Genomic DNA, 24,599 nt, shown 5'->3' on the forward strand with positions numbered 1-24,599 from the left:
CCCAACAGAGATCCTCTGTAGGAGCGGGCTTGCCCGCGATAGCGGTAGTCCAGGCACCATTTCCGCGAGTTGACACACCGCCATCGCAGGCAAGCCAGCTCCCACATTTGAACTGCGGTGTGGCAAAAATCCTAAGCCCAACAGAGCGCCCAGTAGGAGCGGGCTTGCCCGCGATAGCGGTAGTTCAGGCACCATTTCCGCTAGCTGACACACCGCCATCGCAGGCAAGCCAGCTCCTACATTTGAACTGCGGTGTGGCAAAAATTCTATGCCCAACTGAGATCCCTTGTAGGAGCGGGCTTGTCCGCGATAGCGGTAGTTCAGGCACCATTTCCGCTAGCTGATACACCGCGATCGCAGGCAAGCCAGCTCCTACATTTGAACTGCGGTGTGGCAAAAATCCTAAGCCCAACTGAGATCCCTTGTAGGAGCGGGCTTGCCCGCGATAGCGGTAGTTCAGGCGCCATTTCCGCTAGCTGACACACCGCCCTCGCAGCTCACGCCTTCCACGGCTTGAACCACAGTCCCAACCCTGTCAATACCACGATGCCCGCCAAGGTACTCAACCCCAGCTGCCAGCCATCGTTATGCAGCGGGTGCAGCACCAGTGCCGCGACTCCCAGCAACACCACACTCAAGCCCCACTGCAACGGCCAGCTCAGTTGCCCGAGCAGGTGTTGGCGTTGCATCAGCAGCAGGTTGGTGACGATCACCCCACCCAAGGCCGCCAAGGCAATACCTGGCAGGCCGAAGAAGTACGGCAGCAAGACCAGCAGGCCGGCATTGACCAGGCTGCCCAGCAGTTCACAGTTGAGCGGCAGGCGCGTGTCGCCGCTGGCGTAGGCATAGCGCGCGAGCATGGCGTTCCAGGCGCCGAATACCAGGGGCGTAGCGAACCAGGCGAGCAGGGCGGGTAGCGGGCCGTCGGCGCTTTGCGCGGGCATCAGCAGGTGAATCAGCACTGGGCTTGCGCCAATCAGGCCGAGGGCGGCGGGCAGGCTCAGCAAGGTGGCGGCGTCCAGGCCACGGCGCAGGAGTGCCAGGCGTTGTTGGCCTTGTTCACCGCTCATCATCCCCAGCAATACCTGGTTAAGGCTCATCAGCGCGATCAGCGGCAGGTTGATCAGCTTGCGCGCCAGGTTGACCCAGGTCACCGCGCCTTCGCCCAGGTAGCTGGCGATCAACCGTTCGAGCAACGCCAGGCCCTGGCTGGCGACATTGCTCGCCAACAGCGGGCCGATACGCCCCAGCAGTTCGCGGCCGGCCAGGGCATCGCCCCGGACCTGCCAGGGGCGCCAGCCGAATGACCAGACCGGCGCCAGCAGCGGCAGGCACATCAATACGCTGCCGGCAAAAAAACACATCGCCAGTTCCGCGCTGTCGCTGGCCGTGCCGCGGATAAACAGGTACAGCACCGGCGGCAGGTTGAACAGCAGCGAGCCCAGCCCCGGCAGCACAAAGCGCTGGCGCGCCTGCAACGGAATACTGAACAGGCCATGCATCACCAAGCCCGGCGCACAGGCGGCCAGCCAGCGCAGATTGGCGGCAGCCTGGTCGTGGGCGGCGGCGTCCAGCCCCGGGCCGATCAGCCGTACCCACAGTGGCGCGCCGAGTGCCAGCAGGGCGAACAGGCCCAGGCCGACGCCGAGCAGGCGCGGCGACAGGCTGGCCAGCCAGGCTTGCTGGCGTTGCGCATCACGCTGTTGATAGAGGGGCAGGGCAGCGGCGGCGAGCAAGCCGGCGGCCAGGGTCATGCGCAGCGCCTCGGGCAAAAACACCGCCACCAGGAACCCGTCGCTGCGGCTGCCCGCACCCCAGGCGGCCACCAGCAGCCATTCCCGGGCAAAGCCGGCCACCAGCCCGGCCAGCGTCGCCAGGGTCAGCCACAGGGTGCTGCCGAACATCAGTGGAACAGGGTGAACAGGCCCTTGCCACCCACCTTGTAGTTCAGCCCGCGAACGCGTTCGCCCATGACTTTGGCACCGGTGCCGCCGACAATTTTGTACGGCGCGACGGTTTTCGCCACCACGGTATTGGCAGTCACCACCGAGCCTTCGCACAGATGGGTGCCAAAACCGATCAGCGCACGGCTGCCGATCCACACATAGTCGTCGATATAAATTGCCCCGGAAATCGACCAGAACTCCGGTGCCTGCAAGTCATGGCTGCCGGCGATGATCAGCACATGGGAGGCAATCGCCACATGGTTGCCGATCACCAGGCCAGAGCGTGCATCCACCTGGCAATGCCAGCCGATCACCGTGTCGTCGCCGACTCTCAGGTTGTGGATGCCCAGCACCTCGGTGTTGCGCCACAGGCTCGAACCCTTGCCGATTTTCGCGCCGCCCAGGCGCAGCCAGCCGATACGGATGTGGTGACTGGGGATCTTGTTGATCAGGATGTTGTAGGCCATGTCCCAGGCGCTGCGCCAGCGGTCCTTGAGGGTCGGCCAGTTCTTGCCATAGATCGGCAGAAACTGTGCCGGAATGTCCTGTTTCATGCGATGGAACAGCCGACGTGCCACCGGATGCTCGATGGTCGGCTCCACATCGAAGGACGTCATCCAGAAGCGCTTGTTCTCGCCTTCGCCCTCTTCAAAAACCACCTCGTTGGCCAGGCACCAGGCCAGGCCGTCCTGCAGGTCTTGCAGGCTCACGCCGAGTTCGCTGGCCAGGGCGGGCAGGCGGTCACGCAGGTCGGGGGAGTGAATAGTGCGATGTTTCATGGTCGGTCATCCTTTGGTACGCAAACAGGAGCGGTAATGGTCGGGCTCAGGCGCACCTGTTGCAGGCTGATGCCCATCAACAGCCAGAACAGCGCGATCAATACGAAGGTGAAGCTGAAGTAGTGGTCGAAAATCCCCGTCAGCAGCGCCGCCAGCACACCGCATACGCAGCCCAGCCACAGGGCGTTGTCGGCGGTGACCTTGCGCACCATGCCCAGCGGTCGCACTTCGCGCCACCACAATACGGTGATGGCGATGAACAACAGCATCCCCGGAACGCCGATCTTGTAGATGAAGTTCAGCCACAGGTTGGAAATCCCCAGCAGGTTGCTGCCCGGCACCGGTGGGTCGATCTTGAAGCCGATGCCCAGCGGGTACTTGGCCATGACATCGGGGAACCCGGCGTACTCGTCGAAGCGGATCTCGGTACTGGCGTTGGTGGTCGAGAACATCGTCATCAAGCGGTCCTGCAATGGCGGATAGAACAGCACCAGGGCGATCACAAAGGCCACGCCGATGCCGATGATCCGCCCGCTGTGAGGCACGCGCTTGTAGGTCAGCCAGATCAGGATCAGCGCCAGGGCCACAATCGCGCCCCGGGAGATACTCAACAGCAGGCCGGCGCAACCCAGTACCGCCACTGCCAGGCCCAGGGCGCGGCGCCAGCCGGTGCGGGTCCAGCCGTAGAACAGCGCCAGCGGGATAAACAGCACCAGCACGCCACCGGTCAGGTTCGGGTGGACCCAAGGCGAGGCCATGCGCTTGTAGTTGGCCGAGAAGATGTCCTTCACCGCCTCGGGGTGGGCGTATTTGAGGTCGGTGAGAATATCGATCATCGACATCGCGTTGCGCGTCTTGAGGAACATGAAGATCGACAGCGACAGCATCGCCAGGTTGCCCAGCAGCAGGGCGACCACCACTTTGTCGCGGTCGGCATCGGTACGCAGCAGCAGCGGCACGATAAACAGCAGCGACAGGTTCATCAGCCAGCGCACCCAGTTCACCGGGCCGTTGCCCTCGGCGTGGATGATGAGCATGCCCCAGATAAACGGGATGGTGCTGAACAGCATCAGCCACATCAACGCCCGCTCCGTTGGGCGCCAGACCATGAAACCACGGGTCTTGCCGATAAACGATTGCCAGAACACCCCGGCCCAGGTCAGGCCCAGCACCGCTTCGCTGATGGTGGTGCGGATCCCCAGTTGCAGGGTGGTGTAGGGAATACTGGTGGCCAAGACAGCAAAGATCAGCAAGCCCCACAACGGTTTGCGGATCAGGGTCAGCGCCACGCCCACGCCGACCACGATCATGAAGACCTTCATCGGCGGCAGTGCCAACAGCAAGCCCCCGAAGACCAGGCCCAGGAGCAGACTAACGAGTTTTCCTGGCAGCATTAGCGGTTCAATTCCTTGAGCAGTTTATCCAGGCGCAGGCGATAGGCCGGTTCGGCAAATTGCCGGGCCCATGTGCGTTGCAATTGGGGGTCGACCGTGGCCCCAGGTGCAGCCAGTGACACCATCAATGTTTGCAGTTGCAAGGCGTCGTCGGGTGCAAAGCGCGGCGCCGTGGGTGGCGCCACTTCATCCAGGGCCGAACCACGGGCCACCGCAACCTGTGTGCCGACACTCAGCGCTTCCACCACCGGCAAGCCAAACCCTTCGGCATAGGAAGGCTGCCACAGGTACGCGGCATGCCGGTAGAGCGCCTGCAACTGGCCATCGGACAGCCCGTTGCGCCAATGCAGGCCAGGCAACTCGCCGAGGGCCGCCGGCACATCGCTGGCGTGGCCGACCAGCACCAGGTCCGGCACGCTCGGGTCCTGGGCGCGGCTGGCTTGCCATTGCTCCAGGAAAAACGCCATGTTCTTGCGTGGCTCGCGGGTGCCCACCACCAGCCAGTAGCGCGCCGGAATGCCTGCGGGCAGCGGCTCGGGTGCATCGGTGAACTCCGGCACCAGGTTATTCAACACGCGGAACTTGGCCCGCGCCCAGGGAAACAGGCGCGCGGCTTCATCGCACGAGAACTGCGACGGGCACCACACCCGGTCCGCCTGCCACACCGACCAGGCAATCGACGCGCCGTCGATCAGGCGGTAGGCCAGGGCCTTGAGGCGGGAGCGATGGAAGTTGCGGTGGGTCAGTTGAAACAGGTCGTGCAGCACCAGCACATAGCGGGTGCCGGCGGGTTTGCGGCACAGGGGCAGGCCCATGTTGGCCGTGGCGATGTACAGGTCGATCCGCTGTTGGTGGATTTCCCTGGGCAAAAAACCGCGCTCAAAGCGCAGTCGTACCTGGGGCCGTTGCAGGCCTTCCAGGGGGCTGGCCCACGCCGGGCACACCGCGGTGGCGCGCTGGGGATGATCCAGGGGCGCCTCGGTAAACAGCACCACTTCAGTGTTGTCCCGTGCGCGCAAGGCTTGCTCCAGGGCCAGCACCTGGCGGGCAATGCCCGACGAAGGTGCGACCGTGGCGGGGCGGTAATCCAGGGCTACGCGCATGCTTGGGGCTCCTGATGGGTTGGCAAGGTGCGGTAGATCTGCTCCAGTTCGTTACCGGCGACCGCCCAGTCGTGATAGTTGCGCGCGTAATCCCGCGCGGCATCCGCCAGTTGGCTGGCCAGTGCCGGTTCGTCCAGCAGGCGCACAATCCCATCGGCCAGGGCCTCGGCACTTTCGCCGGCCAGGTAGTGTGCCTGGGCCTCGACCGCCAGCCCGGACACGCCCTGGGCGGTACTCACCAGCGGCAGGCCGGCGGCCATCGCTTCCAGCACTTTGAGCTTGGAGCCGCCACCATGGCGCAGCGCGGCGACAAAACCTGCACAGCGGCGTTGCAAGGCCGTCAGGTCGGGGACAAAACCCTGCCACTCAATACGTTCGTCCGGCCAGCGCTCGCGCCAGTGTTCGGGCAAGCCGAAGCCGGCCACCGCCAGGCGGGCGTTGGGGCATTGCAACCAGACCCGGGGGAAGATGTCGTCGAGCAACCACTGCACTGCGTCGAGGTTCGGCGCGTATTCGTAGTTGCCGACAAACAACAGGCGCTGGCTCTGCGGGTCGGCGCTGACATCGCTGAAGGCCCGGCTGTCGACCCCGTTGACCACCACGCTCACCGGTGTAGCGGTCAGTTGGCCGATGGCCTGGGCATCGGCCTGGGTCACGGCCACCACATGGCAGGCAGCATCAAACGCCTTGCGTTCCCACTGCTGGCAACGCCATTGGTCGTAGCGCACGAACGGTGCGGCCCATTTCGGAAAGCGGTCATAGGTGGCGCCGCCCAGGCTCGATTCCAGGTTGTGCTCGGTGAGCACAAAATCCCGCGCTTGCTGCTGCAAGAGCGTGAAGTACGGTTGCAGGCTGTAGCTGTGCTCGACCTGGATCACATCCCAGGTTTCGTCCAGCAGTTCGCGAAAGCGCGCCTGCAACACCGGCGACAGGCCGTTGACCGTGGTCAGCAGCGGCCAGGGCGCAAATACCCCGGCGAGCAGGGTCATGGGGTGTTTCAGCGGTCGGCGCGGCACCACGATCAGGCGTTCGAGCAAAGGCTCAAGGGCGGCGTGCACGGCGGCGTCGGCCGGGGTTTTCGATTGCACCAGCAAAGTGATGCGATGCCCGCGCTCACTCAAGGTGCGCAGCAAATGGTACTGCCGGGTCTTGCCGCCGCTGGTCATCGGCCACGGCAGATAGGGCACAATCCACAGGATTCTCACGTGCAGCTCTCCATGCCTGGGCGTGCTACCACACCAATATCTGCAACGACGGTTTCACCACGGGGCGAATGCCGTTGTAATCGTTAAGGGTCTGCCGGGCGCCGGTCAGCGGGTCCAGCAGCTCGGCGTGCTGTACGTTGGGCAAGGTGATGCTGGTGCCTTGCGCGCTCCAGTACATCAACAGGTGTTTGCCGTCTTCGCGGGTCCAGGCCACGCTGTAAAAAGTCTTGGGTATGTCTGCAAGCGCGGGGGTGACCCCAGGCTTGAGCGTCGGCCCGGTGATCTCGAGGAAGCGGGCGAGGGCGCTGTAGACCGGCTTGGGTTCGCCGTTGAGATCCAGCAGGCCGTAGTGCTGGTCACGCACGGAGGCCCGTTCATCCAGGTCGGACAGGGCAAACAGGAAAATCTTCTGGTAGTCCTGGGACGCCATCAACGCCAGGCGGCGCAAGGTGAAATCGGCCTGGCCGTCGACGCCGATCAGGTCCTGCATCTCCTTGGGCCCGGCATAGCTGGACCAGCCCCACTCGGTGGCCCACACATCCTTGACCCCGGCACCGTGCAGCACGGCGTTGAGTTGGTCGCCGCGCAGCAGTACTTCGTTCTTGCCCGGTTCGTCGGTTTCCGGGGTCATCGAGTACGGGTGATACGCCGCGACCATGCCCAGGGTTTGTACGCCCAGCGCGCCGAGGGCTTCGAACATCAGGGTCTTGCCACGCGGCGGCATCTGGCTGTAGTAGGCCATGCCGCCCATCACCTGGATCTTGTCTGGTGCGGCGATATTCAGGGCCTGGTGACTGGCCAGCAGCAAGCGCGCGTATTCCTCGGCATTCACTTGCGGGCGCCAGTTGTTCGGCAGGTTCTGTTCGTTCCACACCTGCCAGGCGTTGATGTTCGGGTAGCGCTTGGCCAACAGGGCCAGGCGCAGGGCATACACGCTGGCATCCCGCGGGCGGTATTGGTCCTGGAATTCTGCGCCTTTGGGAGCGGTGGTGATGAACGGCGCCGACCCCACCAGGTAGAACACCGAGCGGATCTTCTCGGCCGTCAGGGTGCGGTCCAGTTCGTCGAAAGTGCTCAGTTGATAATCTTCTTCCTTGGGCTCCAGGCGGTCCCAGTGCAGGTCGACGCGCACCCAGTCCAGCCCCAGCTTCTGGTATTGGCGAATCTGCTTCTGGTACTGCTCGGGCTTGAACCACAGGAAATGCGCGTTCACCCCCAAGAACTCGCGCCACTCCACAGTGCGCTGGGGCGCCAGGTTCACGGGCTCCGCGTCGACCTTTTCACTGAGCAGCAGTGCGCCGCCCACGGCCATTGCAATGACCAGTGGCAGGTAGCGCCACATCCGGCGAGTAGACGAAGTGTTCATCACAAAGGCTCCTTGACTGCGGCCTGGAACATCTCGGCAAAGCGTTGGGCGGTGCTGGCCCACTGGCGCTGCCGGCCGATCTCGGCAGCGTGGTCGGCCCACTGGCGGGCCTGTTGCGGGTCGAGGATCAGGCGATTCAGGGCATCGCTCAACGAGGCGATATCACCCTGTTGATAGGTGATGCCATTGCCCCCGGCGACTTCTTCGGCGAAGGCGCGGGCATTGGAGGTAATCACCCCGCGCCCGCAGGCGTTGGCCCAGGACAGCGCGCCGCTGGTGCCGCGCATCTGCCCCAGGAAACCGAGTTTTTTCGATTCGCGGTACGGCAGCACCATCACATGGTGGGCCTGGATGGTGTGGGGAATGTCGGCCGAGGGCAGGTCCAGTTGCCAGTCCACCACATCGCCCAGTTGCAGGCTGGCAATCAGTTGGCGCAGGCCATCGAGGTAGTTGCCGGCCGGGTCGAAGGTCATTTCCGGCGCGGTGCCCCCGGCCAGGGTCAGGCGCACCTGGCCCCGGCATTGCGGGTGGGCGGCCAGGGAACGGGCCAGGGCCTGCAGCAGGTCCTCGATGCCCTTGCCCCGGTAGATAAAGCCGAAATACAGCAGGCGCAACGGTTGCAACGGCGGCAAGGCCACGGGGTCGATAGGCAGGTTGCCGTGGGCAATCACTGCCACTTGCTCAGGTCTTAGCCCCATGCGCTGGCGCAGGCAGTCGCCCCCCAGGCGCGTGAGGGTGATCAGGCGACGCATGCTTTTGGCCAGGCGCCGCTCTTCGTATAGGGTCAATGGGTCGGCGAGCAGCGCCGCGGCCTGGGGCAGCGGGTGGGGCAGGCGTTCGAGCAGGGTCAGCGGGAAAAACAGCTTGGCCCGGCGCCAGATCAGGCGTTCCGGGTCGTGTACGGTGGCGGTCAGCGGCAGTTGCGGCTGGGCCCGGCGCAAGTAATCCAGGGCCTGGAACTCGGCAAAGCGCCCGCCGCCCAGCTCGGCATGGACCAGGTCCACGCCGCGCCAGTCAAAGGCGTGCAGGCGCTGCAACTGTTGCGTCAGGTCCAGGCAGCCTTCCAGAGGCGTCAGCACCTCCAGGCCCTGGTCGCGCAACGCGCTGCGCAAGTGCGCAGCGTAGTCGGCGATCCCGGTCTGCTCCGGCGGCAGCGGCGCCAGCAGCGCAATGCGCATCAGGCCGCACCGCGCCAGCTGTTGATCCGCGCCAGGACATTGGCCGGCACTTCAAAACGGCGGCGGTTGAGGATCATCCCGTCGACTTTGCCGAACGCGGTGGTCAGCAGCGACAGGGCGTTCTCGATGGTCGGCACGGTGCTGGTGCGAGCTTCGATCACCAGCACAATCTGCTCGGCGCGGCGCAGGGTGAGGAACGCCTGCGGGTTGGAGGACAGGGCCGAGGCGTCCAGCAGCAGCACTTCACCGGGCTTCGGCGCTTCGGTGCCGTTGACCGAGACCTGGTGGCCGCGTTCTTCGAGCAGGCGCTTGAGTTGCTCGATGATAAAGCTCACGCCTTCGCCATGCCGTGCCGAGGTCAGGCCCAGGGCAAAGCCCTCGCTGGCGATGCGCTCGGCGGGTAGCAGGCTGTACAGGCGATAGATGCTGGCGGTGAGGGCTGCCGGCGTCGCGTGTTGCACATCGGGAATGCTGCTCCACAGCGGTACACCGAACACTTCCTGCAAGCGCGCACCATCGTGGATGCGCTGGTCCAGCAGGTACAGCACGTAGATGGTCAGCAAGCCGACGGCCAGGCCGGCGGGAATGGTGAACAACAGAATCAGCAGGCTCTTGGGAAACACGCGCGCCGGGTTGAGGGTGGCGTGCTCGATCAGGGCGATGTTGCTGATCTGGCTGCTGTCCAGCTCGTGGTCGATGCGCGCCTGTTCGAGGTTTTCCGAGTACAGCGCGTAGCTTTTCTCGGCAGTGCGCAGTTGCTGGGTCAGCTTGTTCAGCTCAGGTTCATCGGTCATCGCCTGGTCACGCTGGGCGCGCAGTTCGGCGAGGGTCTTCTCGTAGTTCTCGATTTCCCCGGCCAGTTTGCGCTCCTGCAACTGGGCATCGATGATCTGTTGCTTGACGTTGATTACCAGGCTGTTGGGCGCGGTGTTTTGCGAGCGTTCCAGGCGTGTCGCTTCCTGGGCGCTGAGGTCTTGCATGTCGCGGATGTTCTGCTCGATCTGGTTGACCTGCGGCGTGCCCGGCAGGTAGGTGCGCAGCAGGCGCGCGCGTTCCACTTGCAGGGCATTGAGCTGGCGCTTGAGGTCAAGCTGGGTCGGGTTGAGGCTGGTTTCCCGGGCCGTCACCACTTCCGCTGGCTGGTTCTTGATCTGCTGGCTGGCGTTGGCCAGGAAGCTGCGGATCCCCGCGATCTGGTTTTGCGCGGTGACCTTGGCGTCGGTGACGCGGTCGATCTGGTTGGTCAGGTTTTTCAGGCGCGCGTCTACGCTGATCGAGTCGATCTGCTTCAAGCGGCCCTGCAGTTGATCCTTGAGCCCCTGGATATTGGTGGCGACCTTGGTGCGCTCGGCTTCATAGAAGGTGTGCAGGCTCTTGCGCCCAAGAATCCGTGCGCGTTCTTCGAGGTAGGCATCGACCCAGGTCTCGACGACTTTCTGCGCGATGACCGGATCATCCCAGGTGAAGGAAATCTCGATCACCGAGGAGCCCGGTTCGTGGCCGGCTTCGAAGTTCTTCTCCAGCTTGGTCGCCAGGCGTTCCAGCGGGCTTTGCTTCTCGGCCAGGCCGACGAATTGCAGGACGCTGCGCACCGCATCCAGTACTTCACCGGCGGCTTTCTTGACGTAGAACTTGGTGACTTTCCAGAAGCCCTGTGGCGGCTCGGACGTCATTGCCAGGTAGCGCTCGGCAACGATATGCACGATGGGCCGGCCGGTGAGCATCTTCTCCTCATCGACGATCGGGTCGTGCTGGGTGCTGGGCGCAATCAGCGTCTGGCGGTTGGCGGCTTCGATCGGCAACGTGGTGTTGTCCCGTCCTGGCTTGACCAGCAAGCGCGCGTCGGACTCGTAGCGAGCCGGCAACAGGAAGGCACCCAACACGGCCACCACAATCGTGGTGATCACGGCCAGTTTGAATTCGCGGCGGAAGATGAAAAACAGCCGCAAAAGGTCGCGTAGAGAGCGGATTTCGATCACAGGATCACTCCATTGAATATGTGGTGTACGCCAGACGGGAACAGTCGGTTCGAGTGATACGAAGCCTGGTCCATAATCATTGGCCTGCGTTGATGACTGGGTTGTTGTAGATGGTGTTGCCGCTGTTCTTCACGCCACTGTCGTTGAGGTCGTAGTTCAAGCCCACACCAATGCCCTTGTTGATCGGGAACAGGCGGGTGAAGTACATGTCCACCGCTTCCACGGTGGCGCCGATGCCCGACTGCGGCACGTAGATCAGGTCTCCACGTTGCAGGGCCACCCGAGGGTGATTGGGATCGGTCAGCATGCTGTTCAAGCTGATGAAGTAGGTCTTGTACTTGCCATCCGGGCCGGTACGCATCAGGGCCACGTTGGAGGCGTCCGCCGAGGCCAGCACGCCGCCGGAGCTGAGCAAGGCCTGCTCCACACTGACATTACCCGCCAGGTCGAAAAACGCCGGGTTCGGCACCGCACCGCCGATAAACACCTTGTTGCTCGGGGCGCTGGCGATGTTTACCGTCACTGCCGGTTCACGGTAGATGCGCTTGTACTTGTCGGTGATTTCCTTGCCCAGGTCTTCCGGCGTGCGCAATGCCGCCTTGACTCGACCGATGTTGGGGATGGAGATCACGCCGTCGGGGCGCACGACAAATACCGTCATGTCGTCGGCCGCCGCCGGCTCCTGGGCATCACGCACGATGCGCAACAGGTCGCCACTCTGGATCAGCACCTGCGGGGGCGGCAGGTCGGCCAAGGTCAGCGCCGCCTGGTGGCCGGCCTTGAGCGTGTTGTTGTCAGGAAGCGGCACCCGCGCAGGGGTCGAACAACCAGCCAGCCAGATCGAGGCACTCAACAGGCTGAACAGGGTAAGACGGGAACGTCGGTTGGTAGTCTTCATGACGGCTCAAGTCCAGTAGGTGGAAAACATGCCCAGGCGCTGCTTGAGCGATTTGGGCAGGTAGCGTTCAAGGTGGCCGAGGCGATAGCCCAGCAATTTAAAGGCACTGCGCACCACCACTTCGGGGGCGCGGTGCAAGGCGTTGGCCTCGCGCAAGGCACGTAATTCGGCCAGTACATAGCGTTTACCTTCACCGCCGGCGTCGCCAAACGCCTGGCGAATCCACGGCTCGCGGCCGTAGAACACACCAATGTCGAAGTAGCGGTGAAATTCATCCATGAGTCGGTAATCGTGGGAGTGATAAACCCGGGCGCTGGCGGCGTACTGCACCTTCCAGCCCGCCAGCAGCAGGCGCGCGGCGACGTAGGCGTCTTCGCTGCCGATCACATCGGCAGGAAAGCCGCCCACGGCCTCTAGGGCGCTGCGCCGGTACACGGAAAACGAGTCGGAGCTAAAGCAGGTCTTGATCCCCAACTGCGGCGCATCGGCCAGGCTTTTGCTGCGGCTGTGGGCCGGGTAGTTGAAGTGCCGCGACTGCGCGCCCAGTACTCCCGCACCGGGGTGCGGCAGCTGCCGGCCATAGGCGACGCCGTTGAGTGGGTCCTGTTGCAGCTCGGCGAGCAGGTTGGCGAAGGTCTCGGGCTCGGCCGGGATCGCATCCTGGGTCATCACGATCAGCGCATCGCCACCCACGTGCTCGCTGGCCCAGCGCCGGGTGCCGCCGTGGTTGAAGTCGCGGGCGGCGATCACTTCGACACGCGCGCCAAACTCGCGAAAGCGCGCCACCGTGTCATCGCTCGAGGCGCTGTCCACTACCAGCATTGCGTCGGGTTGCAGGGTCTGCATGCGCAGCGCCGGCAGCAGCCGGTCGAGGTGGCCGGCGGCGTTGCGGGTCGGGATGATCAGGGACGTACGCATCAGGGCTTGGGCTCGCTCGCGGGCGCACGGCCGTAGATGTCATCGAAGCGCACAATGTCGTCTTCGCCCAGGTATTCGCCGCTCTGCACCTCGATCATCACCAGGTCGATGATGCCGGGGTTGGTCAGGCGGTGTTTGTGCCCGGCGGGAATATAGGTGGACTCGTTCATGTTGAGCAGGATCTCGCGCTCGCCATTGGTGATCATTGCCGCGCCGCTGACCACTACCCAGTGTTCGCTGCGGTGATGGTGCATTTGCAACGACAGCGAGCCCTTGGGCTTGACCACGATGCGCTTGATCTTGAAGCGCGTGCTTTCCTCCAGCACCGTGTACGTGCCCCAGGGCCGGGTGACGGTGCGGTGCAGGCTGAACGCGGGATGATTCTGGCGCTTGAGTTCGGCAACGATATGGCGCACATCCTGGCTGCGGTTGGCGTCGGCAATCAGAAGGGCGTCGGGGGTGTCGACGATGATCAGGTCACGCACCCCGACCGCGCCCAATACGCGCTTGGGCGAGTCGATATAGCAGTTGTGCACGTCGTGCAGGATCGCTTCGCCATTGATCTGGTTGCCGTTGTCGTCGCTGGGGGTCAGCTGGCGCAGGGCTTCCCAGGAGCCGATATCGCTCCAGCCGATGTCACACGGCACTACGGCAACCTGGGCGGATTTCTCCATCAGGGCCACGTCGATGGAGATGTCCGGCGCGGTGCCAAAGCCCTGCGGGTTCAGTTCGCGCTGGCGGCTGCTGCTGTTCTGCAGGCTGGTGCTGTGTTCCAGCGCCGCCTTGGCTGCGTCCAGCACGGCCGGGGCGTGGGTCGCCAGTTCTTCGAGCAGGGTGGCGGCCTTGAAGCAGAACATCCCGGCATTCCACAGATGCTTGCCGCCGTCGAGGTAGCCTTGGGCGGTGGCCAGGTCGGGTTTTTCGACGAAGCGCTGGACACGGAAACCCTGAGCCAGCGCCGGGCCTTGTTCGATATAGCCAAAGCCGGTCTCGGGGCGGTCGGGCTGGATGCCGAAGGTCACCAGGTAACCCGCTTCGGCCAATTCGCGGGCCTGGGCCACGGCCTTGGCGAAGGCGTTTTCATCGAGGATCAGGTGGTCGGCCGGCATCACCAGCAATTGCGCATCGGCGCCGAAAAACTCCTGCACATGCAGGGCAGCGACCGCGATGGCCGCAGCCGTGTTGCGGCCGAACGGTTCCAGCAGCAAATCCAGGCCCAGGTGGGCGGTGTTGACTGCGCGGTAATCGTCGAGGGTGCGAAACAGCAGGTCGCGGTTGGTCACCGTCAGCACGCTGTCGACCCCCGGCAGGCGGCTGGCGCGCAGGAAAGTTTTCTGCAACAGGCTCTGGTCGTCGCGCATGCGCATGAACGGCTTGGGCATGTTCTGCCGCGAAACCGGCCACAGCCGCGTGCCCGAGCCACCGGAGATGATGCAGGGAATCAATCCGTTGAGGGTGTTCATCAATAGACTTCCTTGGTGGAAAGGACGGCCGGGACCGTCATGAAAACGATGTACAGGTCAAACCACACCGACCATTTGGCGATGTACTCCAGGTCGTATTCGACCCGTTTCTGAATCTTGAACAGGGTGTCGGTTTCACCCCGGTAGCCATTGATCTGCGCCCAGCCGGTGATGCCCGGCTTGACTCGGTGCCGCGAGCTGTACTCGCTGACGGCTTCCTCGAACGGAATCCCGGCGGCCTTGGTGGCGGTGGCATGGGGGCGCGGACCGACCATCGACATATTGCCCAGCAGCACATTGAACAGTTGCGGCAGCTCGTCGATGCTGGTCTTGCGAATGATTCGCCCGACACGGGTGATACGTGGGTCGCGGCGGGTGGTCTGGCACTCGGCGTTGAAATCGCTCTGGTCGACGTACATCGAGCGGAACTTGAACACCCGGATCAGGTTGTCGTTATAGCCGTAGCGCTTCTGGCGAAACAGCACCGGGCCCTTGGAGTCGAGCTTGATGGCAATGGCGGTCACCACCATGATCGGCGACAACAGCAGCAGGCCGGCGCTGGCCAACAGCAGGTCTTCACAGCGCTTGATAAAGGGTGACCAACCGCGCAACGGCAGTTGCGAGGTGTTGAACATCAGGATGCCGCCGACATCGGTGATGCGGTTATGGCCATAGCGCAGGGCGGCCATGTCCGGCACCAGCATGACGTTGACCGACATCTGCCGCAGGCGCTTGACCAGCCCGTTGATGCGCTGCTCGGCGGCCCAGGGCAGGGTGATCATCACCTGGTTGACCTGTTCGGACCTGATCAGTTTTTCCAGGTCGCGGGTGTTGCCCAGCAACGGCAGGTTGCTCAATTCCTTGGGGATGCGTTCGGTGCGGTCGTCGATAAAACCGATCAGGCCGGAGCGGATGTCACTGTTGCGCGACAGGTGTTCGGCCACATGGATGGCGGTGTCGGTAAAGCCGAGGATCACCGTGCGCTGCAGGAACTTGCCGTTCTTCATCAGGTTGCGATACAGGCGCAGCATCAGGATGCGTTCCACGCCAAACAGGATCAGGCTCAGGCTGAACCAGAACATCAGGTTGCGCGGGCTCAACTGCGGGAACAGCAGCAGGATCTGGTACATGAACAGCAGGATGCAAAACGCCGAGATCCACGCGACCAACATCACGCGAAAACGCAGGCGGTTGCTGAACAGGTCCTCGGAGTACACCCCCAGGGCCTGGAACAGAATAATGGTCAGGATCGCAAAAAACAGCAGCAGGCCCAGGTAGTGGCCACGCATTTGCGGGTCGACCGGATCCGGGTAGAACAACAGGATCATCGCCGGCAGGACTGCCGTCAGGCCGTGGATTAATTTGACGAAAACCACAAAGAATTCAACAAAACCGGTACGAGTCAGAAACAGGCTGTCGACTGACGACTTCTCACGCATAAATCATCCCTCAATACACCACCAGGACTTCCCTGTTCGTTTGCTCATCCATAAGGCAGGTCTGCTTTATAAGTGGTGCAAGGCGAACGACTGCTTTCACTGGGTAACGCGCAATTGCCTGTCTGGGCGCAGGCTGTTGCGAAGTAATGTCTAAATGATGGCTCCTTTTGATTTTCTCGTCAAGGTTTTGACTTTTTCCATGAGTCTAGCCGTCTAGTGTCATAAGATACTCTTGTGATGACGGTTTGTTGACATATTTTGCGGTATTCTCAGATTAATCGAGAATAAGTGATGGCTTTTTGGAGTGTAGAAACAAAAGCGGGAATTATCCTGCCGGGCAGGAAAAGCTTTTTTGACGGGCTGCGCCGGCATCTGTAGGAACTCTCTGGCGGCTGCTGGCATCTGGCCCAGGGGTGAGACTAATCTACGGTTTTCCCTGGCGGATGAGCTGAGCATGATCGATCTCCCAACCCTGGCGGTTTTCTCTGGTTCCGTGCTGCTGTTGCTGCTGTCGCCCGGGCCGAACATGGCCTTTGTCATCAGTCATGGCGTGAGCTATGGCTGGCGCGGTGGGGTGGCGGCGGGGTTGGGGATCGGGGTGGCCGACCTGCTGCTGACCGCACTCACCGCTACCGGTGTCACCGCGTTGGTGGCTAGTTGGCCCCCGGCGTTTGACCTGATTCGTTATGCCGGGGTGGTCTACCTGCTGTGGCTGGCGTTCAAGACCTTGCAGAAAAAGCCGTCCCTGGATACCGCCCAAGTTGTGCGGGTACGCCTGGGCGGGGTGTTTATGCGGGCCATGCTCAACAGCCTGCTCAACCCCAAGGCGCTGCTGTTTTTCATGGTGTTCCTGCCGCAGTTCGTCAAACCCGAAGCCGGCCCCATTGCCCTGCAATTGGTGCAGTTGGGTGTGGTCCTGACGCTGATTGCGGGCGTATTTCACGCGGTACTGGGGGTTTTTGGCGGGGCGATCAGCCGGTTTTTCGCCGGTAGTAAAAGAACCGCCGGCCTGCAGAAATGGGGGCTGGCCACGGTGCTGACGGTGTTGGCCGTGCGCCTGGCGGTGATGCCGCGCAGCTTGTAAATGGCAGATGCCTCTCCTTGTGGGAGCGGGCTTGCTCGCGATAGCGGCGGTTCAGCCACTATTTTTGGCGGCTGGTGTACCGCCATCGCAGGCAAGCCAGCTCCTACCTTTGATTTGTGGTGTGGCCCAAACTACTGCCCCGACGCACATCCCCTGTGGGAGCGGGCTTGCCCGCGATGGCGGCGGTTCAGCCATTGTTTTTGGCGGCTGGTATACGGCCATCGCAGGCAAGCCAGCTCCCACCTTTGATTTGTGGTGTGGCCCAAGCTTCTGCCCCGACGCACATCCCCTGTGGGAGCGGGCTTGCCTGCGATAGCGGCAGTTCGGCCATTATTTTTGGCGGCTGGTATACCGCCATCGCAGGCAAGCCAGCTCCTACCTTTGATTTGTGGTGTGGCCCAGGCTTCTGCCCCGACGCACATCCACTGTGGGAGCGGGCTTGCCCGCGATAGCGGCAGTTCGGCCACTATTTTTGGCGGCTGGTGTACCGCCATCGCAGGCAAGCCAGCTCCTACCTTTGATTTGTGGTGTGGCCCAGGCTTCTGCCCCGACGCACATCCCCTGTGGGAGCGGGCTTGCCCGCGATGGCGGCGGTTCAGCCATTATTTTTGGCGGCTGGTATACGGCCATCGCAGGCAAGCCAGCTCTCACCTTTGATTTGTGGTGTGGCCCAGGCTTCTGCCCCGACGCACATCCCCTGTGGGAGCGGGCTTGCTCGCGAAAGCAGTGGGTCAGTCAACATCAATGTTTGCTGGGCCGACGTCTTCGCGAGCAAGCCAGCTCCCACAAGGGAAAAGCGTCCGGCCTTCAGCCCAGCCGCGCCGCCGCCCGTGCGGCAATTTCGCCCCGGGTCTTGCGTGATTCAGCGGTACGCTTATTCGCCTCGTCCAGCACCGGCCGTGGCGCGGTGTCCGGGCGGCCGGCATTGAAGGGCGGGGCTGGCGCATATTCAAGCTGCAATTGCACCAACTGCGCCGCCGCCTCGCCGTACAGCTCGGCGGCCAGGGTCAGGGCAAAGTCGATCCCCGCCGTGATGCCGCCCCCGGTGAACAGATTGCCGTCGCGTACCACACGCTCCTGCACCGCAGTCGCGCCCAAAGTGGCCAGCATCTCGTGATAGGCCCAATGCGTGGTGGCCCGCCGCCCGCGCAGCAAACCCGCCGCTCCCAGCACCAGCGAGCCGGTACACACCGACGTCACATAGCGCGCGGTCTGGGATTGTGCCCGCAGAAAGTCCAGGGTCGGCTCATCTTCCATCAGCGGCCCAACCCCCGAGCCGCCCGGTACGCAGATCACATCCAGCGCCGGGCAGTGGTCGTAGGTGATGGTCGGCGACAGCACCAACCCGCTGCTGGAAGTGATCGGCGCCAAGTCTTTCCAGATCAGGTGCAACTTCACATCCGGCAATGACGCCAGTACGTCGTAGGGGCCGGTGAGGTCCAGTTGCTGGATGCCGGGGAACAACACAAAGCCGATCTGCAAGGTCATGGTGAAACTCCAGGAGAGGGGATGGACGGCTTCACTCTAGTGGCCTAGGCTTTGGCGCATACGCCATTGAGCCCACGAATCACGCCAATCATGCCGAAAATCATCCATGTGCTGGCCTTTGCCAACGTGCAGGTACTCGACGTCACCGGGCCGTTGCAAGTGTTTGCCTCGGCCAACGACCTGGCACGCCAGCAAGGTTTGCCGTTGCCCTATGCGGTCAACGTGGTTGCCGCCCAGGCCGAGCCGGTGATGACTTCTGCCGGCCTGGCCCTGGTGGCCGAGCCGTTGCCTGCCGCCGATACGCCTTGCGACACCCTGGTGATCGCTGGTGGCTGGGGCGTGTATGGGGCGGCCGATGATCCGCAACTGGTGGAGTGGGTGCGGCAAAAAGCCAAGCAGTCGCGGCGCATCACCTCGGTGTGTACCGGTGCCTTCCTGTTGGCCGCCAGTGGCCTGCTGGACGGCTGCCGTGTCGCCACCCACTGGACGCGCTGCGAGGAACTGGCGCTTAAATACCCCAGGCTGCGGGTCGAGGCCAACCCGATCTTTATCCAGCAGGGCTCGCTCTGGACTTCGGCGGGAGTCACGGCCGGTATCGATTTGTGCCTGGCCCTGGTGGAACAGGACCTGGGCCGCGCAGTGGCCCTGGAAGTGGCGCGGCACCTGGTGGTGTTTCTCAAGCGACCCGGTGGGCAGTCGCAGTTCAGCGTCACCCTGTCCCTGCAAGAGGGCGGCAGCCGCTTCAGCCAATTGCATGCGTGGATTGCCGAGCACCTGCACCTTAACTTGAACATCCCGACCCTGGCGGCTGCGTGTGGCATGAGCGAACGCAGCTTCGTACGCCATTACCGCGCTGAAACCGGCCAGACCCCGGCCCGGGCGGTGGAACTGATCCGCGTGGAAACCGCACGCCGGCAACTGGCCGACAGCACCGTGGCAATCAAGCGCATCGCGGCGCAATGCGGCTTTGGCAGCGAAGAAACCATGCGCCGCAGTTTTATCCGCGCGTTGTCGATCACCCCGCAGCTTTATCGCGAGCGGTTTGCGGCGCCGGCGTGAGTCTGCTCCAGCAGTTCAAACAATGCATCGAGGGTGGCCTGCGGTGCTTCCTGGGGAATATTGTGGCCCACCCCGGCGAGCACCCGGCGTCGATAGAATCCGCTGAAATTGCCCACGTCGTCATCCACCTCGGGAGCCGGGCCGACACCGTCGTCGGCGCCGCACAGCGAAATGCTTGGCACCGAAATCGGCGGCGGCTGCACCAGCGCCTGTTCAATCCCTTCCAGCGCCGGATCACCCTCGGCATACATGAAACGATGGCGATAGGAGTGGATCACCACCTCCACAAAGTCCGGGTTATCAAACGAGGGCGCCGTCTGCGGGTAAAGGCTCGGCCCCTCGGCCCAGGAGGGCGACCAGAGTGACCACAGCAGTTCACACAGCTCGCCGCGGTTGGCGGTCAGGCCATCGACACCCCGTTGGGTGTGGAAATAGAACTGGTACCACAACCGATGCTCCGTGACCGGCGCGCGTGGCTGGACGGACTTGGCAATGTCCTGAATGTTGTAGCCATCACCTGTGACCAGGCAGCGTACGCGCGTGGGCCAAAGCGCCGCGACAATGCACGCGGCGCGCCCGCCCCAGTCATAACCAGCAAGGGCTGCCTGGTCGATGGACAGGGCGTCCATGAAATCCAGCAGGTCCTTGGCCAGCGCCGCCTGTTGGCCGGAGCGCATTACCTGGGCGTGGGCAAAACGGGTCGGGCCGTAGCCGCGCAGGTAAGGCACCAGCACGCGATAGCCAGCCTCGGCCAACACCGGCGCGATGGCATCGTAGCCGCGAGGGTCATAGGGAAAACCGTGCAGCAGAATCACCACTTCGCCGTCGGCCGGGCCATGGGCTTCGTAGGCGATATCGAGCATGGGAGTGCGGATATACAGCAGCGCGATCGAGGGGCTCATTGGGACTCCGTTAGGGTCACAGCAGGGAGCCTGGACTTTAGCGCGAAACCTTTGCGTGTTCATGGGCCAGCAGCGAAAACACGTGCAGGTCCTGATAACGCCCCGCCCAAAACCCGGCCTCGCGCAGCACGCCTTCGCGGCTAAAACCCAGGCGCCCCAGCAGCGCCTGGGACGGCAGGTTGCGCGGATGAACCAGCGCTTCGACACGATGCAGTTGCATCTGCGCAAAGCCCCAATCGAGCACGCTGCCCAGGGCCTCGTTCATCAAGCCTTTGCCCCTGGCCGCCGGTGCCAGCTCGCAGGCCAGGGCGCAGCTGTTCCACTGGCGATTCCATTTGAACAGCCCACAGGTGCCAATCAACCTGCCTTCACATTCCAGACCCCAGCGCGTGCCCGGATTGGCCTGGGTCCGCCATTGAGCGAAGGTGGCGATCAGGGCGTGGGCCTGGGATACATCGGTCATGGGATCAATGCCAAACCAGGGCATGGCCTCGGCGTCGCGATAGATCGCGAACAGCGCCGGGGCGTCGTGGGGGGTCAACTCCCGCAGGTGCAAACGTTCAGTGTGCAGGGTGGGGAACACATCCCTGTGGTGTGGCGCGGTTGGCATGGGTATCGACTGAACATTGTCGGGCGCCAGGGGCGGGTTCATATTCGTTCCTTGAATACAGGAGGGGCAGGCAGATAGCTTGCTCAAGGTAGCAAAGATCAAAGGTGGAGCGGTCGAGCTTTAGCGAGGCAGCGATGGCGTCGGTGCAGCCAATGTGGAGGTTGCCTGATAGCTTCTATAAGGGTTTCACTTCGCTGCTCGATTCTCAAGGTTGCCACACGGTTTTTTCCCCACTCAACTTGCGATCCAGAAACGTCGCCGCGCTGATCAGCGCCAAATGGCTCAAGGCCTGGGGCGTGTTGCCTAGATGCCGTGCCTGGCTGTCGAACTCTTCGGCATACAGCCCCAGCGGGTTGGCATAGCGCAGCAGTTGCTCGAACTCCAGGTGGGCCTTTTCCACTTGCCCCGCGCGGGCCAGGCATTCGACGTACCAGAATGAACAGGCGGTAAACGCCCCCTCTGTGCCTTGCAAGCCGTCAATCTGGCTGTCGTCATTGCGGTAGCGGTACACCATGCCGTCGCGCACCAGGCTTTTCTGGATGGCCTCCAGGGTCGACAGCCAGCGCGGGTCGGTAGCCGCCACGAAGCGCACCAGGGGCATCAACAGCATCGACCCATCCAGTGCAGTGCTGCCGATGTGCTGCACGAAATGCCCGCGTTCGGCGTTCCAGAAGTTGCTCCAGATATCTTCATAAATCGCCTGGCGGGTCTGGTCCCAGCGGGCGAACGGGGCCGGCAGCGAGCGTTTGGAGGCCAGGCGTATCGCCCGGTCGAGCGCCACCCAGCACATCAGCCGCGAGTGCAGGAAGTGATGCTGCTCGCCACGCATCTCCCAGATGCCGACGTCTTTCTGGTTCCAGGTTTCGCACACCTGGTCCACCACTTCCAGGGTGTGTTTCCAGCCTTCATGGGAGATGGCCTCGCCGTACTTGTTGACCAGGTACACCGCGTCCATCAGTTCGCCAAAGATATCCAGTTGCACCTGGTCAAAGGCCTCGTTGCCAATGCGCACCGGTTGCGCGCCGCCGTGGCCGTTGAGGTGGGTCAACTCGGTTTCCGGCAGCTGTTGGCGGCCGTCGATGCCATACAGGATATTGATTTTCATCGGCTGCCCGCAGCAGTCGCTGACGCGCCCGCGCAGCCAGCGCATGTAGTCATTGGCTTCCTGGACAAACCCCAGGCGCATAAAGGCATAGACGGTGAACGAGGCGTCGCGGATCCAGGTGTAGCGGTAGTCCCAATTGCGCTCGCCGCCGGGGCTTTCGGGCAGGCCGAAGGTGGCCGCTGCGAGGATCGCCCCGTGTTTGCGCGAGGTCAAAAGCTTCAGGGCCAGGGCCGAGCGGTTGACCATTTCCCGCCAGCGGCCACGGTAGTTGGACTGCGCCAGCCAGCCGCGCCAGAACTGCAGGGTGCGTTGCAGGCACAGGTCGGTGCCGCCACTGTCGACACGCACATCGTCGAGGCCGCCAAGGACAAATTCGGCGCCCTGGTCCTGGTCCAGGGTAAAGCAGGCGACCGCGGCATCGTCCTCGATCTGTACCGGTAGGCTGCTGGCCAGGCGCAGGCCGGGCAGGCCCGGGGCTTGGAAACATACATCGGTCTTATCCGCCGTAGCCCGGGTGGGCGCCCGGGCATAGTCATGGCGTACCGCGCAGCGCATATGCAAGGTGGCCTTGCCGCTCACCACCCGCACGCGGCGGATCAGCAGGGGCAGGTCGTCGACGTCGTCGCTGATGCTCAGCAGGTCGGTGATTTCCACCACCGCCTCATCGCTCAGCCAGCGGGTTTGCAGGACGTTGGTGTCCGGCAGGTAGATTTGTTCGCGGCGCGCCTCGGGCAGGTCTGGGGTGAGCTGGAAGATCCCGGCGGCGGGGGAGTCTAGCAGTGAGCAGAAGATCGACGGGCTGTCGAATTCCGGCCAGCAGAAAAAATCGATGCTGCCCTGGTCGTTGATCAGCGCTGCACTGCGCATGTCGCCGATGATGCCGTGGGCGTCGATGGCGCTTTGCGCTTCGTTTTTCAGATCAACCATTGTCTTTGAACTCCGGATAAAGGCTCATGCCGCCGTCGATAAACAAGGTGCTGCCCACCACATAGTCGGACGCATCACTGGCCAGCCAGACCACGGCGTTGGCCACATCCTCCACGTCGCCAACGCGGCCATAGGGGATCAGTTTGAGCAACTGCTGCTCGGCATCGCCCTCGGTGGCGGCGCGGTTGATGGCCGTGCGGATCGCCCCCGGCGCGATGCCGTTGATGCGGATCCGTTGGTGGCTGACTTCCTGGGCGAGGCTGCGCATCAGCATCTCGACGCCGCCCTTGGAGGCCGCGTAATTGACGTGGCCGGCCCAGGGGATCAACTGGTGCACCGAACTCATATGGATGATCTTGCCGGCGGCCCGCGATACGCCGACTCGCACACCCTGGCGGTTGAAAATGCGCAAGGCGGCGCGGGCGCAGAGGAACTGGCCGGTGAGGTTGACGCCAATCACCGCGTTCCATTGCTCAAGGGTCATGTCGCTGATGGCGGCGTCTTTCTGCAGGCCCGAGTTGGCCACCAGGATGTCCAGGTGGCCGAAGGCGTCGAGGGTTTGCGCAAACAGGCGCTCGACATCGGCCTCCCTGGACACGTCGGCACCGATCGCCAGGGCCCGGCCACCGGCCTGGTTGATCTGCGCGGCCAGGGCCTGGGCGGGTTCTGCCTGGCTGTTGTAGTTCACCACCACCGCCGCGCCGGCGGCGGCCAACGCTTTGGCGGCGCCCGCGCCAATGCCGGAGCTGGCCCCGGTGACCACGGCCACTTGTTGTTCCAACGAGATGCGCATTGTCCACCCAACCTTTCTTCAGGAGTCCATTGAGCTGACTGATGGTGCGCGGCACAAGTTCAGCGGCTTGTCTGAAATGCGACGATGGCTGTCTATATCTATCGTTTTCGCCAGCGGGCTTTTGGTTAGAATCAGCGGCTTGATGACGTGAGACGCTGCCCATGACAACTGCGCACCGGCCTTGGCTTGAGGCTTATGCCGACAACTACCGCAACGACGAAGTGGTCCACCCCCATTGTCATACCCAGGCGCAACTGATTCACGGGGTCACCGGAGTGATGGTGGTCAGCACCGCCCAGGGCAGTTGGCTGGTGCCGTCCGGGCATGCGTTGTGGGTGCCCGCCGGGACGCCCCACGAGATCCGTATGGCCGGCGAGGTGCACATGCGCACCTTGTTCCTGATACCTGAGGTGGAGCCAAGCCTGGGCCGGACCTGCCAGGTGATCGAGGTCTCGGCCCTGCTGCGCGAGCTGATCGTGGCCGCCACACAGATCGCCGGCCAGAACAGCCCACGCTTGCAGGCCATGGTGGAGTTGATCCGCATGGAGCTGCTGGCTGCACCGGTGGTGGCCATGCATGTGCCGGTTCCCGGCGAAGCGCGCTTGGCCCGGCTATGTAACCGGTTTATCCGCAACCCATCCGATGACAGCAGCCTGGAGTCCTGGGCCGAGACCCTGAACATGAGCGCGCGCACCCTGAGCCGGATTTTCCAGCGGGAACTGGGCATGAGCTTTGGCGAGTGGCGCAAGCGTGCGCGCCTGGCCCTGAGCCTGAAGCTGCTGGCCCAGGGCGCTTCGATCCTGGAGGTGGCGCTGGAGCATGGTTACCAGAGCCCGAGCGCGTTCAGCGCGATGTTCCGTCGTTCGCTGGGGTATCCGCCGAGTCATTTCCGTCCCGGGGCCTGATGTTGCTTCATGTAACCCAATTGTCCATTTGGCGACGATACATGGCCCTGGCGCGGGC

Annotated in this window: 20 protein-coding genes; 3 read left to right on the top strand and 17 right to left on the bottom strand. The window is 63.3% G+C overall.

What is annotated here, in order from left to right; translation table 11 throughout:
- Window positions 1–497: 497 nt before the first annotated feature.
- The 12 genes from HBO12_RS26275 to HBO12_RS26330 form a co-directional block, all read right to left on the bottom strand.
- Window positions 498–1,904 carry a lipid II flippase MurJ gene (locus HBO12_RS26275; RefSeq protein ID WP_170043689.1) on the bottom strand — a complete coding sequence of 469 codons (1,407 nt, stop codon included), beginning with the start codon at window positions 1,902–1,904 and terminating at the stop codon, window positions 498–500.
- The gene (locus HBO12_RS26280) at window positions 1,904–2,725 is read right to left on the bottom strand and encodes an acyltransferase (protein ID WP_170043690.1); all 822 of its coding nucleotides are present in this window, start codon (window positions 2,723–2,725) and stop codon (window positions 1,904–1,906) included. Before HBO12_RS26280 ends, HBO12_RS26275 begins: the two co-directional genes overlap by 1 nt.
- Window positions 2,722–4,119, bottom strand: coding sequence for an O-antigen ligase family protein (locus HBO12_RS26285; protein ID WP_170043691.1), 1,398 nt, complete (start codon window positions 4,117–4,119; stop codon window positions 2,722–2,724). The genes HBO12_RS26280 and HBO12_RS26285 overlap by 4 nt, the downstream gene beginning before the upstream one ends.
- Complete coding sequence (locus tag HBO12_RS26290; protein ID WP_170043692.1) at window positions 4,119–5,222, bottom strand: glycosyltransferase family 4 protein; 1,104 nt, start codon at window positions 5,220–5,222, stop codon at window positions 4,119–4,121. The genes HBO12_RS26285 and HBO12_RS26290 overlap by 1 nt, the downstream gene beginning before the upstream one ends.
- Entirely contained in the window at window positions 5,213–6,427 is a 1,215-nt protein-coding gene (locus HBO12_RS26295; protein ID WP_170043693.1) for a glycosyltransferase, read from the bottom strand. The genes HBO12_RS26290 and HBO12_RS26295 overlap by 10 nt, the downstream gene beginning before the upstream one ends.
- A gap of 25 nt (window positions 6,428–6,452) precedes the next feature.
- Entirely contained in the window at window positions 6,453–7,793 is a 1,341-nt protein-coding gene (locus HBO12_RS26300; protein ID WP_170043694.1) for a glycoside hydrolase 5 family protein, read from the bottom strand.
- Window positions 7,793–8,971 carry a glycosyltransferase gene (locus tag HBO12_RS26305; RefSeq protein WP_170043695.1) on the bottom strand — a complete coding sequence of 393 codons (1,179 nt, stop codon included), beginning with the start codon at window positions 8,969–8,971 and terminating at the stop codon, window positions 7,793–7,795. The genes HBO12_RS26300 and HBO12_RS26305 overlap by 1 nt, the downstream gene beginning before the upstream one ends.
- Window positions 8,971–10,950 (bottom strand): exopolysaccharide transport family protein, encoded by a 1,980-nt coding sequence (locus HBO12_RS26310; RefSeq protein WP_170043696.1) that lies wholly within the window; start codon window positions 10,948–10,950, stop codon window positions 8,971–8,973. Before HBO12_RS26310 ends, HBO12_RS26305 begins: the two co-directional genes overlap by 1 nt.
- A gap of 76 nt (window positions 10,951–11,026) precedes the next feature.
- Window positions 11,027–11,848, bottom strand: coding sequence for a polysaccharide biosynthesis/export family protein (locus tag HBO12_RS26315; protein ID WP_170043697.1), 822 nt, complete (start codon window positions 11,846–11,848; stop codon window positions 11,027–11,029).
- 6 nt (window positions 11,849–11,854) lie between these two features.
- Complete coding sequence (locus HBO12_RS26320) at window positions 11,855–12,766, bottom strand: glycosyltransferase family 2 protein (protein ID WP_170043698.1); 912 nt, start codon at window positions 12,764–12,766, stop codon at window positions 11,855–11,857.
- Window positions 12,766–14,229, bottom strand: a complete 1,464-nt coding sequence (locus HBO12_RS26325) for a mannose-1-phosphate guanylyltransferase/mannose-6-phosphate isomerase (protein ID WP_170043699.1) — start codon at window positions 14,227–14,229, stop codon at window positions 12,766–12,768. Before HBO12_RS26325 ends, HBO12_RS26320 begins: the two co-directional genes overlap by 1 nt.
- Window positions 14,229–15,668, bottom strand: coding sequence for an undecaprenyl-phosphate glucose phosphotransferase (locus tag HBO12_RS26330; RefSeq protein WP_170043700.1), 1,440 nt, complete (start codon window positions 15,666–15,668; stop codon window positions 14,229–14,231). The genes HBO12_RS26325 and HBO12_RS26330 overlap by 1 nt, the downstream gene beginning before the upstream one ends.
- Before the next feature lie 454 nt (window positions 15,669–16,122).
- On the opposite strand from HBO12_RS26330, the gene HBO12_RS26335 reads away from it, so the two are divergent.
- Complete coding sequence (locus HBO12_RS26335) at window positions 16,123–16,752, top strand: LysE family translocator (protein ID WP_170043701.1); 630 nt, start codon at window positions 16,123–16,125, stop codon at window positions 16,750–16,752.
- 807 nt (window positions 16,753–17,559) lie between these two features.
- Here HBO12_RS26335 and inhA read toward each other — a convergent pair.
- Window positions 17,560–18,240: an isonitrile hydratase gene (gene inhA / locus HBO12_RS26340; protein ID WP_170043702.1), complete on the bottom strand. Its 681-nt coding sequence runs from the start codon at window positions 18,238–18,240 to the stop codon at window positions 17,560–17,562.
- Between the two features lie 90 nt (window positions 18,241–18,330).
- Between inhA and HBO12_RS26345 the strand changes: the two genes are divergently transcribed.
- Entirely contained in the window at window positions 18,331–19,299 is a 969-nt protein-coding gene (locus HBO12_RS26345) for a GlxA family transcriptional regulator (protein WP_170043703.1), read from the top strand.
- Here the strand turns inward: HBO12_RS26345 and HBO12_RS26350 are convergent.
- The 4 genes from HBO12_RS26350 to HBO12_RS26365 all read right to left on the bottom strand — a co-directional run bounded on the left by HBO12_RS26350 (window position 19,269) and on the right by HBO12_RS26365 (window position 23,636).
- On the bottom strand, window positions 19,269–20,201 hold the full coding sequence (locus HBO12_RS26350; protein ID WP_170043704.1) for an alpha/beta fold hydrolase: 933 nt from the start codon (window positions 20,199–20,201) through the stop codon (window positions 19,269–19,271). The two genes, HBO12_RS26345 and HBO12_RS26350, sit on opposite strands and share 31 nt — an antisense overlap.
- Before the next feature lie 37 nt (window positions 20,202–20,238).
- On the bottom strand, window positions 20,239–20,853 hold the full coding sequence (locus tag HBO12_RS26355) for a GNAT family N-acetyltransferase (RefSeq protein ID WP_262377086.1): 615 nt from the start codon (window positions 20,851–20,853) through the stop codon (window positions 20,239–20,241).
- A gap of 163 nt (window positions 20,854–21,016) precedes the next feature.
- Window positions 21,017–22,843 (bottom strand): glycoside hydrolase family 15 protein, encoded by a 1,827-nt coding sequence (locus HBO12_RS26360; protein WP_170043705.1) that lies wholly within the window; start codon window positions 22,841–22,843, stop codon window positions 21,017–21,019.
- Window positions 22,836–23,636: a glucose 1-dehydrogenase gene (locus HBO12_RS26365; RefSeq protein WP_169954786.1), complete on the bottom strand. Its 801-nt coding sequence runs from the start codon at window positions 23,634–23,636 to the stop codon at window positions 22,836–22,838. The genes HBO12_RS26360 and HBO12_RS26365 overlap by 8 nt, the downstream gene beginning before the upstream one ends.
- 161 nt (window positions 23,637–23,797) lie before the next feature.
- Here HBO12_RS26365 and HBO12_RS26370 point away from each other — a divergent pair, with 161 nt between their 5' ends.
- On the top strand, window positions 23,798–24,541 hold the full coding sequence (locus HBO12_RS26370; protein WP_170043706.1) for an AraC family transcriptional regulator: 744 nt from the start codon (window positions 23,798–23,800) through the stop codon (window positions 24,539–24,541).
- Window positions 24,542–24,599 lie beyond the last annotated feature (58 nt).

The sequence above is a fragment of the Pseudomonas sp. WS 5059 genome (assembly GCF_012985525.1).
In the GTDB taxonomy this organism is placed as follows: domain Bacteria; phylum Pseudomonadota; class Gammaproteobacteria; order Pseudomonadales; family Pseudomonadaceae; genus Aquipseudomonas.